The organism is Alkaliflexus imshenetskii DSM 15055 (assembly GCF_000517065.1).
GTDB lineage: Bacteria > Bacteroidota > Bacteroidia > Bacteroidales > Marinilabiliaceae > Alkaliflexus > Alkaliflexus imshenetskii.
Window position 1 is genome coordinate 3,417,435 of record NZ_KI912105.1, and the last position, 21,783, is coordinate 3,439,217.

10 protein-coding genes are annotated in these 21,783 nt (G+C 43.6%); all 10 read left to right on the plus strand.

Annotated elements, in window-relative coordinates:
* Positions 1 to 22: 22 nt before the first annotated feature.
* The 10 genes from ALKIM_RS19405 (at position 23) to ALKIM_RS0114325 (ending at position 21,243) form a co-directional block, all read left to right on the plus strand.
* Positions 23 to 2,227 carry a TlpA family protein disulfide reductase gene (locus tag ALKIM_RS19405; RefSeq protein WP_026475237.1) on the plus strand — a complete coding sequence of 735 codons (2,205 nt, stop codon included), beginning with the start codon at positions 23 to 25 and terminating at the stop codon, positions 2,225 to 2,227.
* Positions 2,228 to 2,311: 84 nt separating this feature from the next.
* On the plus strand, positions 2,312 to 4,927 hold the full coding sequence (locus tag ALKIM_RS0114285; protein ID WP_026475238.1) for a glycoside hydrolase family 31 protein: 2,616 nt from the start codon (positions 2,312 to 2,314) through the stop codon (positions 4,925 to 4,927).
* A 25-nt stretch (positions 4,928 to 4,952) separates the two neighbouring features.
* Positions 4,953 to 6,899, plus strand: a complete 1,947-nt coding sequence (locus ALKIM_RS0114290; protein WP_026475239.1) for a glycoside hydrolase family 97 protein — start codon at positions 4,953 to 4,955, stop codon at positions 6,897 to 6,899.
* Between the two features lie 102 nt (positions 6,900 to 7,001).
* Entirely contained in the window at positions 7,002 to 9,485 is a 2,484-nt protein-coding gene (locus tag ALKIM_RS18705; protein WP_235714424.1) for a glycoside hydrolase family 31 protein, read from the plus strand.
* A gap of 70 nt (positions 9,486 to 9,555) precedes the next feature.
* Positions 9,556 to 12,150 (plus strand): xylan 1,4-beta-xylosidase, encoded by a 2,595-nt coding sequence (gene xyl3A / locus ALKIM_RS0114300; protein ID WP_026475240.1) that lies wholly within the window; start codon positions 9,556 to 9,558, stop codon positions 12,148 to 12,150.
* A 2-nt stretch (positions 12,151 to 12,152) separates the two neighbouring features.
* Positions 12,153 to 13,529, plus strand: coding sequence for a glycoside hydrolase family 43 protein (locus ALKIM_RS0114305; RefSeq protein ID WP_026475241.1), 1,377 nt, complete (start codon positions 12,153 to 12,155; stop codon positions 13,527 to 13,529).
* Positions 13,530 to 13,772: 243 nt separating this feature from the next.
* A complete protein-coding gene (locus ALKIM_RS0114310; protein ID WP_026475242.1) occupies positions 13,773 to 15,350 on the plus strand; it encodes a glycoside hydrolase family 43 protein in 1,578 nt (525 codons plus the stop codon).
* Positions 15,351 to 15,441: 91 nt separating this feature from the next.
* On the plus strand, positions 15,442 to 17,046 hold the full coding sequence (locus ALKIM_RS0114315) for an alpha-N-arabinofuranosidase (protein WP_026475243.1): 1,605 nt from the start codon (positions 15,442 to 15,444) through the stop codon (positions 17,044 to 17,046).
* A 100-nt stretch (positions 17,047 to 17,146) separates the two neighbouring features.
* Positions 17,147 to 19,093 (plus strand): glycoside hydrolase family 97 protein, encoded by a 1,947-nt coding sequence (locus tag ALKIM_RS0114320; protein WP_026475244.1) that lies wholly within the window; start codon positions 17,147 to 17,149, stop codon positions 19,091 to 19,093.
* 38 nt (positions 19,094 to 19,131) lie between these two features.
* Complete coding sequence (locus ALKIM_RS0114325; protein ID WP_026475245.1) at positions 19,132 to 21,243, plus strand: glycoside hydrolase family protein; 2,112 nt, start codon at positions 19,132 to 19,134, stop codon at positions 21,241 to 21,243.
* Positions 21,244 to 21,783: the final 540 nt, after the last annotated feature.

A 21,783-nucleotide genomic window follows, 5' to 3' on the forward strand; every position in this document is an offset into this window, starting at 1 on the left:
TTCATTGTAAAACCTTTTTAAAATGAAAAAATCAACCTTACTCTTTACCCTTTTTTTAATTGTTTCTGTTGCGATGTCCGCAAAAACGAGAACGTTAGTAAACCCGGCTTACGAGGTGCGCTCTACCGGAGTTTATGAAGTAGCTAAGGTAGAACTTTCCGACTCTGCCACTTTTGTTACCATCAATTGTACGTTTGTTCCGCGTTGGTGGGTTATGTTCACCAACGAGGTGTTTCTTCGCGATTGCGATACCGGCACAGAATATCCAATTGTTGACATAAAGGGAGCAGTGCTGAATGAGTATTTGTGGATGCCTGATTCGGGCGATAGTGCTGTGGTATTAAAGTTTCCGCCACTGCCGCCATCGGTCACCAAAATTGACTACCACAACTATGTTTATGGGATTTCATTGGATGAAAGAAATCAGAAGAAGAGAAACCTTTTTGAGCTTACAGCCGATACCGACATATGGATAAATGCGCAGGTATCAAAATCAACAAAAAAGGCTCTGATAAATTTCAATTCTCCCGATTTCTTTCATAACGCTCCTGCCCGATTGGTTGGTGTTATCAAAGGCTACGATCCGCGGGTAGGGTTCTCTACCGGAATTGTTTATTTACGAAGCAGTTTAACCGTTGAGGATTATCCCATTGTGGTTGAGATTTCACCAGATGGACGTTTCGAATTTGAAATGCCTTTGGAGGTGCCCACAATTAACACAATATTCTTCGGTGATAGATATCCGATTGAATTCTATATTGAGCCAGGGCATACTTTGGGGATGATACTTAGTTGGGATGAGTTCCTGACTGCGGATCGCAACCGACACATATCCTATAAGTTCAATGACATCGAGTTCAGGGGCAGTTTGGTATCAATAAACAATGAAGTTAAACAGTTTCCTGCGCCATGGTTCGATTACAATGCTTTTAATGAGAAAATTAAAACAATGGCTCCAATGGATTTTATGGAGGAGCAAATGAACGAACACCGCCGTAATCTCTCAAACCTCAATCACATGCTCAACGAGAGTTCATTGTCTGATAAAGCTAAACAGTTAATCAGGAGTGATTTAATCGTTGGCAATTCAACTAAAATGTTTGATTTTGTGATGAGACGGGAATCATTGGCCAGAACCGATTCGCTAAATGAAGTTCTGAAAATCGAGGTGCCTCTAGGTTATTACGCTTTCCTGAGAGAGATGAATTTAAATGACAACTCTTTACTGGCCACCCGACAGTTTAGTTCCTTTATTAATCGATTCGAGTATTGTACTCCATTTTATAATATACAGGTTGCGTTGCAACTCAATCGGGTGTTTAAGCCGGAAGTCTCGCTCTACGAGTTTTTTAAGTCGAATAAGATTGAGTTAAAACCGGCAGAATGGGCATTTCTTAAGATTGCATCAGACGATGAGGATGTGGACAAATTACAATTGGAATCTCCCGAAATGCAAAAGCAGTCGGCGGACTTCCTTGAGGCGCATAAAGAGCATCTGGACAAGTATGTTAAGGAGCATGTTCAACCGCTTCTCAATGTCGACTATGCCCGTGAGTCCATCTATAGCTGGAAACAACGTGATACCATTCTTACCCGCGACTTGCAGTTAGAACCAAATCTAATATATGAGCTAGCTAAATTCCGGAGTATAAACGTACAAGCTCGATATTCCAGTATCGATAAGTTAGGGATTCAAATGTGGGATGCCATGCGCAGCGATTTTTCAAATGCATATTTGTTAGCTTCTGGAAACCAGCTTTTCACCGAGGCTGCCATCGCAGCGGATAAGAAGGCATATAAACTTCCCGAAGGAACAGTTACGGAGGTTTTTCGCAAAATTATGGCCCCTTACAAGGGAAAAGTGGTTTTGGTAAATTTCTGGGCAACAACGTGCGGACCTTGTCTGTCAGGCATCCGAAATAGTGCTTCACAAAGAGAAAAGTATAAGGATAGCTCAGAGTTTACCTTCGTTTTCATTACCGACGAAAGAAGTTCACCTGAAAGAAATTATAACGCTTTTGTTGAGGAGCAAAAGCTGCAAAATGTATATAGAGTCTCCAGTGATGAGTTTAACTATTTAAGGGGTCTCTTTAAGTTCAACGGAATACCACGGTATGTGTTAATCGATGAGAATGGCGATGTGCTCAACGATAATTTCTCGATGCACCGTTTTGATGAAGAGATTGCAAAGGTGTTAAAACCATCCGGATTGTCATCAAAAAATTGATGTTTTGATAGTCTGTTTAAGGATGTAATTCCGTGCCAGGTTGTTGTGATTGTTTTTTTAAATGTCTGATAATTATAACTGTATATGATAAAGACTTATTTTGCTTTTGGATTATTGTTGTTTCTCCTTTTGGGATGCAACTCAAAAGTATATTTTGAGAAGCTTCCCAATGGCGTAAATGTTTCATTGACGCAAGGAACTCTTGGCATTTTTCCGGTAGCGGACAATGCTGTTCGCATTAACTATTCAGAGCAACCCGTAGCTGACTTGCCAGAATTCATCCTTAACACAGACTATGTAATTCCTGATTTTCGCGTTACTGAGTCGCGCGGTAAAATAGTTGTATCGGTTAAAAATATGTCGGTTGAGGTAGATAAGAAAACCGGCAATCTGGTATATCTTGATAATTTAGGGAATGCCTTCTTAAGCGAGAAGGCCGGTTCTAGGAAGATTTTGCCGGACTCGGTGATGGGAGAGGCATGTGTCTTTGTGGAGCAAACTTTTAATTCTCCTCACAACGAAGCCATTTTTGGATTAGGGCAGTTTCAGGACGGAAACTACAACCTAAAAGGTGTGACTCGTAGATTAACGCAGGTAAACAGCCAGATAGCCATTCCGTTTATCTATTCGAGTAAAGGATATGGATTGCTTTGGCACCAGTATGGGTTAACAGATTTTAATCCTGCCGATAATTTTATAACACTAGAAAAGCAGGAAGAAGCAGGCAATGGTGAGAGTAACATGGCCGAAGTCACTACTACTGCCGGAACTCAGCTGGTTGCTCAGGATCAGTCTCTTTATACCGGGCGTTTTGTGGTGCCTGCTGATGGGGAGTACTCCATTTTTCTCGATTTGGGTGACATGGGTAATCGCCACTATGTGGTTATTAATGGAAACCCAATCATCGACCAAACCAACATGTGGCTTCCACCAACGGCCGGTGCTCTGGTGAAATTAGAAGCTGGTGAACACGAGGTGCAGTTGGTGTGTAAGGCTGATAATAAACCGGCTCTATCGTGGAAGATAAAAGAAAATACCACAACTTTTCGTTCACCCCATGCTCAAAAAATTGATTATGTGGTTTTTTATGGCCCTTCGGCCGATGAGGTTATTGCCACATACAGGCAACTTAGCGGTGAAGTGCCTATGTTGCCCAAGTGGGCTTATGGTTTTTGGCAGTGTCGCGAGCGTTATGCCTCTGCCCGCCAGTTGGTGGAAACTGTGAAAGAATTTCGCAAACGCAATTTGCCCATGGATGTAATTGTTCAGGATTGGCAATATTGGGGAAGCAAAGGATGGGGTGTTCCGCAGTTTGATGAAACCCACTATCCCAATCCTTCAGGTTTTATTAGTGAAATTCATGATTTGAATGCACATTTCTCTATTTCAATATGGTCGAACCCCGACATTAACTCAGAGCTTGGCCGTGAATATCAAAAGAACAATCATTTTATACCAAACACCAATTGGTTAGATTATTTCAACCCTGCCACGCGCAAGGCATATTGGAATACTCTAAACGAGAATATGTTTGTTCATGGTGTGGACTCGTGGTGGATGGATGCCGTTGAGCCCGAGAATGATGCGCTGCGAGGTGTAACCACGCACATTGGCCCTGGCGATTTTTATAGATTAATTTATCCTTTGTTGGTGAGTAAGTCGGTTTACGAAGGACAAAAAGCTGTTTCTTCAGATAAAAGGGTTTGTATATTAACTCGTTCGGCATTTTCGGGTCAGCAAAGATACGGAGTCATAAACTGGTCGGGCGATGTGGGAGGCACTTGGGACGAATACCGACGCCAGATTGTTGCCGGTTTAAATTTCTCAATCACCGGCTTACCATATTGGACTACCGATATTGGCGGATTTTTCCGCCCCGGGCATTCGCAATACACCGATAAGAACTACCACGAATTGCTTACCCGATGGTATCAATGGGGCGCTTTTAACCCAATTTTTAGAATGCATGGCTACCAATCCGAAACTGAACCCTGGAAATACGGACAAACAGTGGAAGATAATATACGCAAAATGTTGAATCTGCGTTATCGCTTGCTTCCTTACATCTACTCTGAAGCATGGCAGGTATCAAGCAATGGTTCAACCATGATGCGCCCATTGGTGATGGACTTTAGGGAGGATGCCTCTGCGCTTGAGCAGCCTTATCAATATATGTTTGGAAAAGCTTTTATGGTAGCTCCTATTACCGAATCGGGCATTGTTAATCACTACGTTTATTTGCCCAAATCTGCCGGTTGGTATAACTTCTGGACTGGCGAACGCTTCACCGGAGAGCAAACCGTAAATGTAGATGCTCCTCTTGATATAATTCCTCTCTTTGTTAGAGCGGGATCTATTATTCCGATGGGTAAAAAGATGCAGTTCTCAACAGAAAAACCTGCCGAAGAACTTGAAATTCGCATTTATGAGGGAGCAGACGGAGAGTTTGTTTTATATGAAGATGAAAACAATAACTACAACTATGAAGCTGGCAGTTATTCAACCATTGTTTTTTCTTGGGATAATGCATCAAAAATACTAGCCATCAGCGAACGAAACGGAGCTTTTCAAGGAATGTTGACTGAGCGTAGGTTTAATATCGTGATGGTTTCCGAAAAAAATGGCTTAGGTATTAATGAGTCTGATATGTATGATAGTACAGTAGTTTATAATGGACAAAGCATTAATGTGGAATTTTGATTTTTATTTAAAAAAATTGATTCAGATGAGAATATTTTCGAGTACGAAGTACGGCGTTTTACGGATATTGTTTATTGTGCTGTTAGCATTTTTGGCGTTGCCATTGTGGTCGCAGACTGCGGTTGTAACTTCTCCAAATAAGAATATTAATGTAGCTCTGCATTCTCAACAAGGGGGCCACACAGGCAATTGGTATCTTGAAGTAGCCTATTCGGGAACTGATACCCGCTATTCTGTTATTCCAAAGATTGAAATTGGGCTGGAGCGTAACGACCAGAGTTTTTCGGGTAACTTGAAGTTCCTCAAAACTGGTAAGCCTCGTTTGATAAATGAACAGTATAGCGCCATTCACGGAAAGCGCAGTATGCGTAGCAATTCTGCCAACGAGGTTGTTGTGTCGTTCGAAAATCCCACAAAGGCAAAGATGAACCTAATCATCAGAGCTTATAACGATGGCGTTGTTTTTCGTTATGAGTTTCCGGAAAAGTCGGGTACATATACTATTACCGATGAGTTAACATCCTTTTTTATACCCGATAGTACCGACAGATGGTTGCAAAAGTTCGATTTATCCAACGAGTGGCTCTACAACAAAAGAAATGATGCATCTGAGAAAGCCGATTGGGGTTATCCTGCATTGTTTCATGCATCAGAGGGCGACTGTTGGTATTTAATTCACGAGGCCGATGTTGACCGTGGATATTGTGCCACCAAACTAAGTAGCGATGGCGATAAACCGGCTTATAAAGTAACATTACCATATCCGCACGAGGGCGAAGGCGAAGCGCTACCCACTATCTCTCTTCCATGGCAATCGCCTTGGCGTGTTATTATATTGGGCTCATTGGCTGATATTGTTGAATCTACTTTGGTTGAGGATGTTTCAAAGCCGTCGGTAATAAAAAATACTGATTGGATAAAGCCCGGATTGGTTTCCTGGAATTACTGGTCCGACAACCACGGTACACGCGATTTTCAAACAGTGGCCGCCTTTACCGATTTGGCCGCTGCAATGGGATGGCCATATACTCTGTTCGATTGGGAGTGGGATGCTATGACAAATGGCGGAAACGTGGAAGATGCTGCCAAATATGCGCTATCCAAAGGCATTAAGCCGTTAATCTGGTACAATTCGGGCATGTTTAAATGGATTACTGCAACTCCCATTGACCGAATGAAAACGCATGAAAATCGTATGGAAGAGTTTGCCTGGTTAAAAAGCCTTGGCTTTGTTGGTGTAAAAGTGGATTTTTTTCTCAGCGAAAAGCAATATATGATTGATTATTACCTCGATATTCTTGAAGATGCCGCCAAATTCGAGATGATGGTTAACTTTCATGGTTGCATTGTGCCTCGCGGATGGGCACGAACATATCCGCATTTGATGACGCTTGAGGCCGTTCGCGGTGCCGAGTGGTACAATAATGGTCCTGAGTTTACAACCACTGCTCCAGAGCACAATTCCATAATTCCGTTTACACGAAATGTGATTGGCTCAATGGATTACACCCCTGTTACTTTTACCAATTCGCAATATCCGCATTTAACATCTTACGGTCACGAACTTGCGCAAAGCGTTGTATATGAGTCGGCACTTCAACACATGGCCGACAGACCAGATGGATATTATAATTTACCCGATGCGCCACGAACATTCTTAAGAGATGTGCCTGTTGCATGGGACGATACCAAACTGTTAAGCGGGTATCCCGGTCGCGACATTGTAATTGCCCGTCGCAAAGGTGACAGTTGGTATGTAGGAGGATTAAACTCAGAGCAAAAGGAGAAAGTTGAAACCATCGATTTTAGCTTTTTACCTAAAGGGGTTAAATACAAGCTAACCCTCATTGCCGATGGTAAGCATGATAAGGAGTTTTCTACAAGTTATACCGTTGTTGACAGTTCAAGTAAAGTTGATGTTAAAATGCTCCGTCGAGGAGGGTTTGCTGCATCTATACAACCATTTGAATAGTTAACTAATCCTATTATGAAACGAGCCATGAGAACGAGTTTCCACAAAGGGCATTACTATTATGGCGAGTTTCACCTGATTAATGAAAAAAAATATAGACAGATGAAAAAACAATCAATCGGTTCATTCAGAAGATGCTTAAATCAGATTAGCGGGATGGCGACTGAAACCATGAGGCGAATAGTGCGTTCCGGACAATTTCCGGTGAAGGGTTTAATTATCATATTTCTATTCATAAGCTTTTCCGGTGTTTCCCAACCATTTCAAAAAACTGAGAAGGGCGTTGTTGCTCACTGCAATTCAGTTGATGTTGAAATTCAATTCTTCAGCAACTCTATTGTCAGGGTAACTAAATGGCCAAATGGCACTTCATTCACCAAAGAGAGCCTTTCTGTTATCAAGGCGCCGGAAAAAACGGCGCTTCGAATTCAGCAAGATGGGAATTTCCTTAACTTAAGAAGCAGCAGGTTAATGGTTCAGCTAAATCTGGACAACGGACAAGTGACCTTCTTAAGTGGTAATGGCGATGTGATGCTTAGCGAATCAAAATCTGGTGCCGAGTTTATTGATTTTGACGATGCCGGAGTAAAAACGTTTAGTGTGTCGCAATCCTTCAATCTGGACGAAGAAGAGGCGATATACGGTCTTGGTTTTCAGCAGAAGGGAAGAATGATCCAAAGAAACCTTGTGATGAACATGATTCAGAACAATACCGAGTCTTTTGTCCCTTTCTTTCAGTCTGTTAAAGGGTACGGGCTCTTTTGGGATAATTACTCCCCAACTACCTTTTCAGATTCATCGAATGTGACTACGTTTAGTTCTGTGGTGGGCGATTGTATCGACTATTATTATATGGCAGGTGCAAATGCCGATGCTGTAATTGCGCAAATGCGCGAGTTAACCGGACAGGTACCAATGTTTCCGCTCTGGACTTACGGCTACTGGCAAAGTAAGGAGCGATACAAGAGTCAGGAAGAAACCGTTGGAATCGTCAGAAAATACAGAGAATTGGGTGTGCCACTCGATGGCATTATTCAGGATTGGCAATACTGGGGCAGCAACTACCTTTGGAATGCAATGGAGTTTCTGGATCAGGAGTTTCCGAACCCTCAAAAATTTGTGGATGATGTGCACGCGCTTAATGCACGCATGATAATCACCATTTGGTCTTCTTTTGGACCAATGACCAAACAGTACAGGGAGTTAGATGCCGGGGGAATGTTGATGAATATCTCTACCTGGCCGCAATCCGGTTCTACTTTATGGCCTCCAAAACTTGATTATCCTTCAGGAGTTAGGGTTTACGATGCCTATCATCCTGAGGCAAGAGATATTTATTGGAAGTATTTGAACGATGGCCTTTTCTCTTTGGGCATTGATGGTTGGTGGATGGATTCAACTGAACCGGATCATTTTGATTGGTTGCCGGAGGATTTCGACTTTAAAACGTATCTCGGCTCCTTTAGGCGGGTTCGTAACGCTTATCCACTAATGACTGTAGGTGGAGTTTATAAAAATCAACGTGCCGTTACATCTGATAAACGCGTGTTTATCCTTACCCGCTCTGCTTTTGCCGGTCAACAACGCTATGGCGCGAACACCTGGACTGGTGACGTTATCGCATCATGGGAAACTTTAAGAAATCAGATATCGGCCGGACTAAATTTCACACTCTCTGGCATACCTCATTGGAATAGCGATATTGGAGGCTTTTTTCTTTGGGAGTTTCCCGAAAAGCTCAATGATTCGGAATATCGCGAGTTATATGCCCGCTGGATACAATTTGGTGCTTTTTGTCCCATGATGCGATCGCATGGCGCAGAAGCTCCCAGAGAAATATTCCAGTTTGGAACCAAAGGTGAGCATATTTACGATGCAATCGAAAAGTATATCAATCTGCGCTATCGGCTTTTACCATACATCTACTCCACGTCATGGGATGTCACTGCCAATCAGTCTAGCTTTATGCGGGCTTTGATGATGGATTTTGCCTCTGATAAAAATGTGTGGGATATCAACAATCAGTACATGTTTGGAAAATCGATTTTGGTAAGCCCGGTGACCGAAGCCATGTATTCTGACAAGGTAAACGGAAGCTTTGATAAGGTTAAATCATCATCGGTATATCTGCCGGAGGGTGCCGATTGGACTGATTTCTGGACCGGCGTAAGGCACCGTGGAGGGAAAACAATCTCGAAAGAGTCTCCCATCGATATCATGCCATTGTATATAAGAGCTGGTTCAATTTTACCCATCGGACCAAATGTTCAATACGCCTCTGAAAAAGATTGGAGCAGTTTGGAAATACGGATCTATCCTGGCGCAAATGGTGAGTTTACACTATATGAGGATGAGAATGACAACTATAATTATGAGAATGGACTCTATTCACAAATCCATTTTACCTGGAACGAGTCAAAAAAGACCTTAACCATCGATGCTCGCAAAGGCTCTTTCTCTGGCATGCAAAATGAACGTATCTTTAAGGTTGTAGTGGTTGATGAGTCGAATGGCATAGGCATGGATTCTCATGTAATCGACAAAGAGGTGAAATATAGAGGCAGAAAAACTGTCGTTAAACTTTAGTAATGTACAAAGATTCGAGTTGTTTTCTTGACTTTTTTCAAACAGAGTAATGTAGATAAAATATATACGAATGAGACATCTATTTTTAATTACGCTGGTATTGGTGTTTGTCGCCAACTTGTCGGCACAACAATACCCTTTTCAAAATCCGAACCTTAGTTCCGAGGAGCGTGCAAAGGATTTAATATCCCGATTGACCATTGAAGAGAAGTCGGCACTGCTTTGCGACCAGTCAGATGCAATACCAAGATTGGGTATAAAGAGATTTAACTGGTGGAGCGAGGCGTTACACGGTTACGCTAGTAACGACAGTGTTACAGTTTTTCCACAACCAATAGGTATGGCCGCATCATTTAACGATGAATTGGTGTTTAAGATTTTTGATGCTACCTCGGATGAGGCGCGTGCAAAATATCACCAGGCCATGCGCAGGGGGCAGGAGAACCGCAGGTTCTTGAGTCTATCGGTATGGACGCCCAATGTGAATATCTTTCGTGATCCGCGCTGGGGACGAGGTCAGGAAACCTATGGCGAAGACCCTTACCTGATGACACGTATGGGCGTGCAGGTGGTTAAAGGTCTGCAAGGACCCGAGGATGCCCGTTACCGCAAACTGTTGGCCTGTGCAAAGCATTATGCAGTGCATTCGGGTCCGGAGTGGAGTCGTCACGAGTTAAACGTGACAAATGTGAGTCCGCGCGAGTTTTATGAGACATACATGCCTGCTTTTAAAGCTCTGGTGCAAGATGCCGACGTACGTCAGGTGATGTGTGCCTACCAGCGTCTCGAGGATGAGCCTTGTTGTAGTAACACCCGACTTCTTCAACGTATTTTACGCGACGAGTGGGGATTTAAACATCTTGTGGTGGCCGACTGTGGCGCCATAACCGACTTCTATACTACGCATAACGTCTCTTCGAGCCGCGAACATGCCGCAGCCCGTGGACTATTAGCCGGTACCGATCTGGAATGTATCTGGGATAACTACCATTATAAGGATCTGCCCAAAGCTTTGGAAATGGATCTGATAAAAGAAGAAGACATTGACATTAGTTTGATGCGTGTATTGATTGGCCGTTTCGATTTGGGTGATTTTGACGACGATGCCATTGTGCCCTGGGCGCAAATTCCTGAATCGGTGCTCAACAACGATAAACACAAGGCTCTAACCTACAAAATGGCGCAGCAGTCCATGACGCTGTTGCACAACCGCAACAATACCTTACCATTGAAAAAATCGATGAAAAAGGTTGCTGTTATTGGGCCAAATGCCGACGATGCCGAAATGCTTTGGGGTAACTACAACGGTACGCCAATTGAAACGATTACCATCCTCGATGGAATTATCTCGAAAATAGGAAAAGACCGGGTTTACTACGAAAAAGGAGTTGATTTGGTTGACGACAAGGTGACCATAAGCTACTTTTCGCAGACATCATTTAATGGCAGAGCAGGATTCAGAGCTACATACTGGAATCATCCAAATTTCGAAGGAACCCCTGTAGCTGTTCAGCAGATTGCAAATCCAATCAGACTTACAGCTGCCGGTCAGCATGAGTTTGCGCCGGGTGTTTGGCTCGAAAATTTTTCTGCAATATACGAGGCCGAATTTACGCCAACTGTTTCGGAAGAGATTGTGTTTAAAAGTGGTGCTACCGGACTGTTTGAGTTGCTGGTTAACGACGAGCCTTTAACGAGCTATACCAACTGGCGTACAATCTCATCAAAATTACCTTTAAAGGTTGAGGCGGGTAAAACCTATAACATTAAAATACGTTATGCCCACCGCGAAAACTGGCAGGCCAATATAGAGTTTGACTTTGGTCGTGAGGAGGATGTGGACTATGCGGCGCTTATCAATCGCCTAAAAGGTATCGATACTGTGATTTTTGTGGGTGGTTTATCCGGAAATCTGGAAGGTGAGGAGATGCCTGTTTCTTTTCCGGGTTTTAAAGGTGGCGACAGAACAAACATTGAACTTCCTGCCGTGCAGCGCAATGCACTAAAAGCACTTAAAGAAGCCGGAAAGAAAGTAATATTCGTTAACTGCTCCGGTTCGGCAATAGCGCTTGAGCCTGAACTGGCAACCAGCGATGCCATTTTACAGGCTTGGTATGCCGGTGAGATGGGTGGATTGGCAGTGGCCGATGTGCTTTTTGGTGATTATAATCCTGCCGGAAAATTACCTGTTTCATTCTATCGTAACTCCGATAAACTGGGCGATTTTGAAGATTACTCCATGAAAGGTCGTACCTATCGTTATACAACAGATGTATTGTTTCCATTTGGATTCGGGTTAAGTTATACCAGATTTGAGATGGGTAATGCCTCTGCCAGTAAAACGGTTCTTAGTGCCAATGAATCAACTAAACTTACCATTCCTGTAAGAAACCGTGGTAAGCGTGACGGAACTGAAATCGTTCAGGTTTACATCCGTAAGGTTGGAGATGTGGATGGCCCTTTAAAAACTTTGAGAGGCTTTCAGCGCGTTGAAGTGGCTGCCGGTAAAACCCAGAATGCGGTAATAGAGCTAGACTCTTCATCATTCGAGTTTTACGATTGGAACAAACGCCAAATGGCTGTTACGCCCGGAGAATATGAGGTGCTTTATGGCAATAGTTCAAATGATAAGGATTTGAAAGTTCTAAACATTAAGATTCAATAGTTATGTTATTTAAAAAAATCATAATCCTCTCTTTGTTAATGTGTGTGTTGAGTTTGAATGCGCAAAACCCCATCGTTCAAACCTATTTTACGGCCGACCCTGCTCCAATGGTGCACAATGGTACGGTTTATATGTACACCACACACGATGAGGATGAAACGATAGATAACTTTTTTACAATGCACAACTGGCGGTGCTACTCGTCAACCGACATGGTAAACTGGACCGATCATGGTGTGGTGGCTTCACTCAAAGATTTTAAGTGGAGCGATAAAACCAATGGTGCCTGGGCGCCTCAGGCTATCGAAAGAAACGGAAAGTTCTACCTCTATTGCCCCATTCATGGCGATGGCGTGGCTGTGCTGGTTGCCGATTCTCCCACAGGACCGTTTGTTGACCCGCTCGGAAAAAGGTTGATTGATGGCACTGCCAATATTTGGCACGACATCGATCCTACCGTTTTTATTGATGACGACGGACAAGCGTATCTGTTTTGGGGAAATCCGGGATTGTATTACGTGAAGCTGAACGAGGACATGATATCTTATGACCGAACCGTTGGCAGCAATGGCATATTCGCTGTTGAGATGACCACCGAGGGTTTTGGCGAGCACATTGGACGCGATGGTAACATGCGAACCAAATATACCGAAGGGCCATGGGTGTATAAACGAAATGATCTTTATTATCTGGTTTATGCCGCTTCCGGTATTCCGGAATATATTGCCTACTCAACTGCACCATCCATCAAAGGCCCATGGACTTATAGAGGTTACATCATGGAAAGAGCGCCTCACCTGGCTTTTACAAACCACCCGGGAATCATCGACTTTAAAGGAAACTCCTATTTCTTTTATCACACCCATGAGCTTTCGGGCGGCGAAGGATTTAAACGTTCAGTAAGTGTGGAGCAGTTTGAATACAACGCAGATGGTTCCATTCCGCTTATTATTCCTTCCAAAGAGGGCGTGAAAAAGAGTGTGTCCAACCTTAACCCGTTTGCAAGGGTTGAAGCGGAAACCATTGCCTGGTCGGAGGGGTTAAAAACGGCTTCTGACAATGAAGGAGGAATTTTTGTGACTAAAATCCATAATGGCGATTTTATAAAAGTGCGCTCAGTTGATTTTTCCAACGGTGCCAAATCATTCAAGGCTACTATTGCCTCAGCCGCCAAAGGTGGAAAGATTGAATTAAGACTTGGTGCTCCTGATGGTCAACTCATAGGGACATGCAAAGTTAAAGACACCAAAGGGTGGACTGACTGGCGAACCATTGAAAGCAAAACAAAAGCAGTAGGTGGAGTTCATGACCTGTACCTGGTATTTAAAGGTGGCGAAGGTGAACTATTTAATTTTGATTGGTGGATGTTTTCAAGGTAGGGAGAGTATTTTATTAAGGATAAATATGGGAGTTTAAAGGATACGAGCCATGAGAAACCTTTTCTCACACAGGGGAATGAATAACTGGCGAGTTTCATCCCGATAAATCGGGACAAGTTGTGCCCATTAATAAAAAAACAAATTATAAACAGATGAAACGAGCCATGAGTAACTATAACTCGCAAAGGGGCATGATTATTAAGGTGAGTTCCATCTGACCATTGAAAAACAAATTATAAACAGATGAAAAGAACTATTTATTGGGTTTTGGCTGTGATGTTATTCACGGCATGCAAATCAATGCCTGTTACGGAATCGAACAGCCATAAAGCTGTTAATCCAATTATATGGGCAGATGTGCCTGATATGTCGATTGTTCGTGTGGACGACACATATTACATGGCAAGTACAACCATGCACATGAGTCCCGGTTTGCCTATCATGAAATCAAAGGATTTGGTAAACTGGGAGCTTGTAAGTTATGCATACAATGTATTGGTGGATAATGATAAAATGGGCCTGAATAATGGCGAACGAGCCTATGGAAATGGATCATGGGCTCCTAGCTTACGCCACCATAATGGGGTGTTTTATGCGTCAACTTTTTCTGCCACATCAGGGAAAACGCACATCTTTAAAACCACCGATATCGAAAATGGCACATGGGAGGAGATCTCATTCAGACCTTCCATTCACGACCACTCACTCTTTTTCGACGACGACGGAAAGGTGTACCTGATAGCAGGTGTTGGCCGAATTACAATGGTTGAGTTAGAAGAGGATCTCTCCGGTGTAAAAGCGGGAACAGAAAAGCTGTTGATTGAAAATGCCAGCGCACCAGCCGGCGACAACATTATGCTTCCTGCTGAAGGCTCACAAATGTTTAAAGTACACGGTAAATACTATCTCTTTAATATCACCTGGGTTAGAGGTGGAATGCGAAAGGTCATCATTCACAGAGCGGATCAAATCACCGGCCCTTATGAGGGTAAACTGGCCTTGCGCGACAGAGGCATTGCCCAGGGTGGGATTATTGACACGCCTGAAGGCAATTGGTTTGCATATATGTTTCGCGATTTTGGTTCCGTGGGGCGAATCCCTTACCTGATGCCCATGAAATGGCAAGACGGTTGGCCGGTTCTCGGCGTGGACGGAGTTGTGCCCGATACGCTTGATATTGCCGTTAAAAATATAAATGCTGCTGGCATTGTGGCTTCCGATGATTTTGAAAGAGAACAGGGTGACAATTCATTGCCATTGGCATGGCAGTGGAATCACAATCCGGTGAATGAATACTGGTCGTTACAAGAGCGCAGTGGCTATTTGCGCCTAAAAACCTCACGCGTCGATGCAGATGTGCTTCAGGCAAGAAACACACTCACACAGCGAACATTTGGTCCTGAAAGTGCCGCATCCACCGTTGTGGAGGTAAGCAATATGAAGGATGGCGATTTTGCTGGCATGATTGCCTTACAACGTCGCTATGGACTGGTTGGCGTATCGCGTGATGGCAATTCATCGTCCATCATTATGGTTACCAACGAATCTGAAGAGCCTCGCGAAGTGGTAAGAATTGAGCTGAATCAGGATAAGGTATATCTGAAAATCGCCTGTGATTTCAACAACAGAGCCGATAAAGCCTATTTCTATTACAGCCTGGATGGTGAGGTTTGGACCGAAATTGGCGAATCGTTACAGATGGCTTACACATTACCACATTTTATGGGTTATCGCTTTGGGTTGTTTAATTATGCTACCAAATCAGCCGGCGGATATGTTGATTTCGGGTACTTCGATATTTCAGACAACACAGTAGAATAGCCGGGTTTGTTGTTGACAATCAAAGCTTAGTTCAGCGCAGATTTTTTTGTATTGAACAACAAATAATTATATAACTAAAAATACAAATTCAATGAAGTATTCATTTTCAGGGAAAAAGAGGCTTACTTTAGCAAGTCTCTTTGTATTGGTTTTTACGATGAGTATGGGTTCTGCCTTTGCTCAAAGCCGTAATGCGGTGAAAATTGCCGTTAACCCCGCTGAAACCGGGCCTGTGATTAACCGTCATATTTTTGGGCATTTTGCCGAGCACCTTGGTTTCGGCATTTACGGTGGAATCTGGGTTGGTCCGGAATCCGATATTCCAAACACCAGGGGCATACGCAATGATGTGGTTCAGGCGCTTAAAGAGATTAAAGTGCCCAATGTGCGATGGCCGGGTGGTTGCTTTGCCGACCAGTATCACTGGCGCGATGGTATTGGCAAACCGGAGGAACGTCGGTCAAGAATCAATGTGAGCTGGGGTGGGGCTCCTGAACCAAATACATTTGGAACACATGAGTTTTTTGATTTCATTCAGCAAATTGGTTCTGAGGCATTTATATCTGCCAATATTGGGTCAGGTACGGTGCAGGAATCGGCCGACTGGCTGGAGTATCTTACAGCTACCGGCTCATCACTTGCCCAAGAAAGAGCGCGTAATGGTCATCCTGAGCCTTATGACGTGCTTTTCTGGGGTATTGGTAACGAAGTATGGGGTTGTGGTGGTCCTTTTACACCTGCTGAGTACGTGACTGAACTTAAAAAATTCGCAACTTTCACAAACAACTACAATCCGCATACACCAACACAGTTTGTTGCTGTAGGTCCCGACTCGTTTGATGAGTATAGCTTTGGTTACACCGAAGCCATTATGGAGGCATGGGCCAACAGAACCTGGACATGGAACATTCAGGGACTCTCGTTGCACATGTACACCCGTGGCGGATGGCCGGCGGTGATTCCTGCAACAGGGTTTGGCGAAAGACAATATGCAGAAGTGATACAGGAAACCCTCCAGATGGATCAATTCATAATTGATAACAAAGCCATTATGGATAAGTACGATCCCAATGTGGAAGTTTCTATTTTGGTGGATGAATGGGGCACCTGGTATGCACCTACCGAAGGTACAAACCCGGGCTTCCTGATACAGCAAAACTCACAGCGCGATGCTGTTTTGGCTGCATTGAATTTTAACATCTTTGCCCGCCATGCCGATCGCGTGCATGGTGCCAACATTGCACAGATGATCAATGTGTTGCAAGCCATGATTTTTACCGAAGGTGAGAAAATGGTGCTTACGCCAACTTACCACGCTTTCCGTATGTATGTGCCATTTCAGGATGCCACCCGATTGGATATCAAGTTTGACCAGGGCACATATACTGTTGGTGACATCACGCTTCCACGTGTGGATGCCATTGCTGCAAAAGGTAAAGACGGAAAAATCTATGTGGCAATTACCAACATCGACGCTAAAAACACTGCTTCTTTCGATCTTACTTTGGATGGATATTCCATCTCAAATGTGAAAGGGGAAACGCTTTTTGCAAACGCCATCGATGCTGTTAACACCTTCGATAAACCCAACAACGTGTCGCCCAAAGCAATTAGTCCACGTGTTGCCCGCAACAACATTTCTGTTACTGTACAGCCACAGTCTGTTACTGTGCTTACTATCGATGCCCGTAAATAATTTAATTCAGAAGCCGTCATTTTCTTGACGGCTTCTTTAGCATCTGCCTGTTGAGGCTTTTGCCCTACAGGTTTACGAATAGGTTTAAATGTATATTATTATGAAAATTTTCTCAACTACGCTTATTGGATTATGCTTCTTCCTGATTGGTGCCACACTAAATGCACAACAGGTAGCCAAGGTTTCTAGTCCCGATGGCCATCTTCAACTGTCTGTTTCGGTTGAAAACGGAATGCCAACGTATGCAGTCACCTACAAGGGCGCTTCAATTCTGGAAAACTCGCCTTTAGGATTAACCACCAATGAAGGGGATTTCAGCTCAAAAATGAAGTTTGTGGAATCCACAAAAGGTGAAGTGAAAAAGCAATATGTGCAGGATCGCATTAAGCATTCGTTCATCACTTACAATGCCAATACGCTGACATGCACCTTTACCAATGCCGATGACAGACAAATTTCAGTGCTGTTTCAGGTTAGTAACAACGACATCGCTTTTAGGTATGAACTACCTATGTGGGGAGAAACCCGCGCCTGCGTTGTGAGCAAAGAGGCAACTGGTTTCAGGTTTCCATCTTTTACAAAGAGCTATCTTTCGCACATGATGAAGCCCATGGAGGCCTTTGCTCGCACATCACCCAGCTATGAGGCCGGTTACGAAGCCGATTATGCCATCAACCGTAACAACTCTTCCGAAGGTTATGTTTTTCCTGGCCTTTTTCAAGTGGGTGACAATGGATGGGTTTTGGTTTCTGAAACTGGTGTGACCAGTCTCTATTGTGCCTCGCACTTAAGTAAATATACCGATGGCGTGTTTACCGTTGACTATCCAAATCCTGGGCAAAACAATGGTTTTGGAAGCTCTGGTGCACAACTTGGTTTACCGGGCGTAACGCCATGGCGCACCATTACAGTGGGCGAAACACTCAAACCCATTGTTGAAACAACCATTGCCTGGGATGTAGTTGATCCGCTTTATGAGCCGTCAAAAAATTACCAGTTTGGACGCAGCACATGGAGCTGGATTATCTGGCAGGATGCTAGTATGAATTACGAAGATCAGGTGAAGTATATCGATTTGGCTGCTGCTCTAAATTTTGAGTTCATTCTTATAGATGCCTGGTGGGATGCCAATATTGGCTACGAAAGAATGGAAGAGTTGGTGCGTTACGCCCGTTCAAAAGGCGTGGGCGTGTTTCTGTGGTACAACTCAAATGGCTCATTTAACGATGCATTCCAGACTCCCATCAACAAGATGAATACATCCATCGCCCGTAAAAAAGAGATGAAATGGTTGCTGGATGTGGGTGTGAAGGGTATCAAAGTGGATTTTCTGGGCGGTGACAAGCAGGAAACCATGCGCCTTTACGAAGATGTATTGTCTGATGCCAATGATTATGGATTGATGGTGAATTTCCACGGTGCCACTCTTCCAAGAGGGTGGGAGAGGATGTATCCCAACTTTGTTGGCAGCGAAGCTGTTTTGGCATCCGAAATGCTTGTCTTTAGCCAACACGTGCGTGATAATGAGGCTTTTTATGCCACACTTCACCCATTCATTCGCAACACTGTTGCCAGCATGGAATTTGGTGGTGTGGTACTTAATAAATATCTGAACAGGGGCAATAGAGAAGGTCAAAAACGGTTAACAACTGATGCTTTTCAGCTTGCTACCGGTATTCTCTTTCAAAATCCGGTGCAATTTTTTGCACTCACGCCTAACAACCTCACCGATGCGCCGTCCTTTGCCATCGATTTTATGCGCAATATACCCACTACCTGGAACGAAACCCGCTATGTGGCCGGTTTGCCGGGTAAGTATAGCGTGATAGCCCGTAGAAATGGTGATGTGTGGTATGTGGCAGGGGTTAGTGCCGAAAAAACAGCGCAAAAAGTAACACTTGATTTACCCATGTTGGCCGGTCAAACAGTGACACTCTACAACGACAAAAAAGATGGCTCTTCATTTATGGAATCAACCAGAGTGCCGGCCAATGGACGAATAGTTGTAACTATTCAGCCAGGTGGCGGTTTTGTGATTGTAAAGTAATTATTGAAAATTAATCAGTTACTTCTAATTTACTACCAATGAATAAAGTTAAACCCGCGCTAAACAAGGCATGCATGTTTGCACTGTTAATCCTGTTTGCGACACGGTTTGTTTCAGCAGAAGCAGGGGAATCTGCCAAGCAGCAGAAAATCACTCCCATATCCGCCAGGTTTGTTCATCAAGGAGCTGGTAACCCTTACCTTCCTTTATGGGAGCACTTGCCGGATGGCGAACCGCGCGTTTTTGAAGATCCCGACAATCCCGGAAAATATCGTGCCTATATTATTGGGTCGCACGATGTCAGATTCACAAGTTATTGTGGCCCCGATATTAGAATGTGGTCAGCTCCGGTCGAGGATCTTTCCAGTTGGCGCGATGAAGGGCCAATTTTTACCTATCATGTAAACGACCAGTGGGACGTGATGTACGCTCCTGATCTTGTGGAGGTGAGGAGAAAAGATGGTACCAAAGAGTATTATCTTTATCCGCACAGTCGTGGTCGGTACAGAGAGGCCATGGTAGCCAAAGGCAGTCGCCCCGATGGCCCTTTTACAATTATCAACCTTACAGAAGATGGTACGCGCACGCTTCCCGGCAGCATCGTTGGATTCGACCCGGCAGTGTATGTAGAATATGTGACCGATCCAAACGATCCCGATTTTGAAATCGGTTTCAGAGCTTATGCCTATTGGGGTTTTCAACGTTCATTTGCGGCACAGCTGGATCAGAACACAATGTACTCATTACGGCCCGGCACCGAAGTTATAGATTACTTCATCCCTTCGAGTTCGAGGTATGGCGTGCTCAGAGATCCTGAGGGAACAGTATATCCGCATATTCATCCTGATCAAGATCTGGGCAGCTTTAACTATTTTGAGGCTTCCTCCATTCGTAAGATTGGGAACAAGTATGTAACGGTTTTCAGTGGCTACTCAGGTCCTGATTACGGGATGGGCAGCTCAAACTCTACATTGCGTTATGGCTATGGCGACTCCCCATTTGGCCCATGGAAAAGTGGCGGTGTTTTGGTCGATTCGCGCGGCCCGGTGCCCAATCAGGATGGTTCAGGGTTAATTGCCACTGGCGGAGGACACAACACGCATGGTAGCATCGAGCAGATAAACGATCAGTGGTATGTGTTCTATCACAGGCCGCCACGTAATTTTGGATATGCTCGTCAGCCAATGGTTGCGCCCATTGTTATCGAGTACGATGACATTCCGGTGGCTGAAGGCGGAAAAGTTAAAATCAGAGCTTATGACCCGTTTGCGAAAGATAAGGTGTGGACAGCAAAAGACAACCGGGGATATGAATATACCGGAGCTGAAGTGACTTCCGAAGGTTTTCACATTTATGGACTCGATCCTTATCAGTACTATTCTGCCGGATACGCAAGCTATCTTTCGGATATCAGCCTGCAGCAAGATTCCTGGGATATCTGGGATAACCACATGCCCATCACCAATGTGAAAAATGGAAACATTGTAGGGTATAAATACTTTGGTTTTGGAGGACTTAGCGAAAATAAAAAAGGACTGAAGGCATTTGAAGGCACTAAAAAGAGAAATAAGACAGCTTTTAATCTGTTTCTTACACCAAAAACTCAGAAGACCTTCAAGGTAAATGTGTGGATGGATGGGCCTTGGGATAATGACGTGTGGAATGGTACTAAAATCGGTGAAATTGTGGTTCCTGCAAATTCAAAACAGGAAACAATGCAATTCTCAATCAATGTGTCAAAGTTTGTGGACCACCTGGATAAGAAACACGCGATTTATCTTGTGGCTGAAAGTACTGATCAAGATGCGCTTTTTGATTTGATTGGGCTGGGTTTCAGTTCCAGAAATAAGAAGATTGTGCGTCCAATTGCACCAACTGTAAGCATTGCTGTCAACGGACATGCGGTTGAGGTTCCTTCAACCCCCGTCAGATCTACAAATGCCAACGGTATTGTAGGGTATGATATCTACGAGACTGTGGTTAAAATTCCGGCAGGTTCAAGTCAAACGCCAGTGGTGACTGCTACAGCGGACAATGAGTCGGTGAAAGTGGTTGTAACACAAGCTGAATCCGCATCGGGAACAGCTACGGTAAAATGCGACTTTAACGGAATCGTCAAAACATACAATGTTGTATTTGCAACTGAATAGTTTTTGAACAGCCTGATTGCAATAAGTTGAAAGACTTCTGGATTAGAAGTACAAACAAAAAGAGGGTTTTCATGATTTATGAAAGGCCCTCTTTTTTTTGTATAGCCCAGTATGTTTTACTTTATAGATGTACGGATAAACTAATAAAAAATGATTGCTGCTTTTATCTCGATGTTTTTAGAGTAAACTCTATCCGCAACATAAAAAGGTCGTTTTTTTGCGATTTTACCCGATAATCCTGTTAATAAGTCGCTTGATTAACAGGATAAGTTGCAGAATTATCCATAATTGGAAATATAATAGCTGAAATAGGAAATGGCAGTCAGGCGAAGTGCCTATTTTTATGATTTCAAGGCTGAACTGTTTAAAAAGGATTTATCCGGCCTGTAGTTGGGACTGAAATTATGATTAATATCTTTCTGTAGATTTGAATCTTTGCCTGAGTTGATGGTGTTTTTTATTCTCTGGTTTTTAGTTTAAAAAAGTTCCAAAGCCATTTCAGTTACCTATTGGTTGTAGTGGTTTATTATTTCTGAGTTG

What these genes read in the sequence shown, in the direction of transcription:
- ALKIM_RS0114305 (WP_026475241.1), top strand. Translation starts at nt 12,153, where the DNA reads ATGTTATTTAAAAAAATCATAATCCTCTCTTTGTTAATGTGTGTGTTG.
- ALKIM_RS19405 (WP_026475237.1), top strand. Translation starts at nt 23, where the DNA reads ATGAAAAAATCAACCTTACTCTTTACCCTTTTTTTAATTGTTTCTGTT.
- ALKIM_RS18705 (WP_235714424.1), top strand. Translation starts at nt 7,002, where the DNA reads ATGAAAAAACAATCAATCGGTTCATTCAGAAGATGCTTAAATCAGATT.
- ALKIM_RS0114320 (WP_026475244.1), top strand. Translation starts at nt 17,147, where the DNA reads ATGAAAATTTTCTCAACTACGCTTATTGGATTATGCTTCTTCCTGATT.
- ALKIM_RS0114325 (WP_026475245.1), top strand. Translation starts at nt 19,132, where the DNA reads ATGAATAAAGTTAAACCCGCGCTAAACAAGGCATGCATGTTTGCACTG.
- ALKIM_RS0114315 (WP_026475243.1), top strand. Translation starts at nt 15,442, where the DNA reads ATGAAGTATTCATTTTCAGGGAAAAAGAGGCTTACTTTAGCAAGTCTC.
- xyl3A (WP_026475240.1), top strand. Translation starts at nt 9,556, where the DNA reads ATGAGACATCTATTTTTAATTACGCTGGTATTGGTGTTTGTCGCCAAC.
- ALKIM_RS0114310 (WP_026475242.1), top strand. Translation starts at nt 13,773, where the DNA reads ATGAAAAGAACTATTTATTGGGTTTTGGCTGTGATGTTATTCACGGCA.
- ALKIM_RS0114285 (WP_026475238.1), top strand. Translation starts at nt 2,312, where the DNA reads ATGATAAAGACTTATTTTGCTTTTGGATTATTGTTGTTTCTCCTTTTG.
- ALKIM_RS0114290 (WP_026475239.1), top strand. Translation starts at nt 4,953, where the DNA reads ATGAGAATATTTTCGAGTACGAAGTACGGCGTTTTACGGATATTGTTT.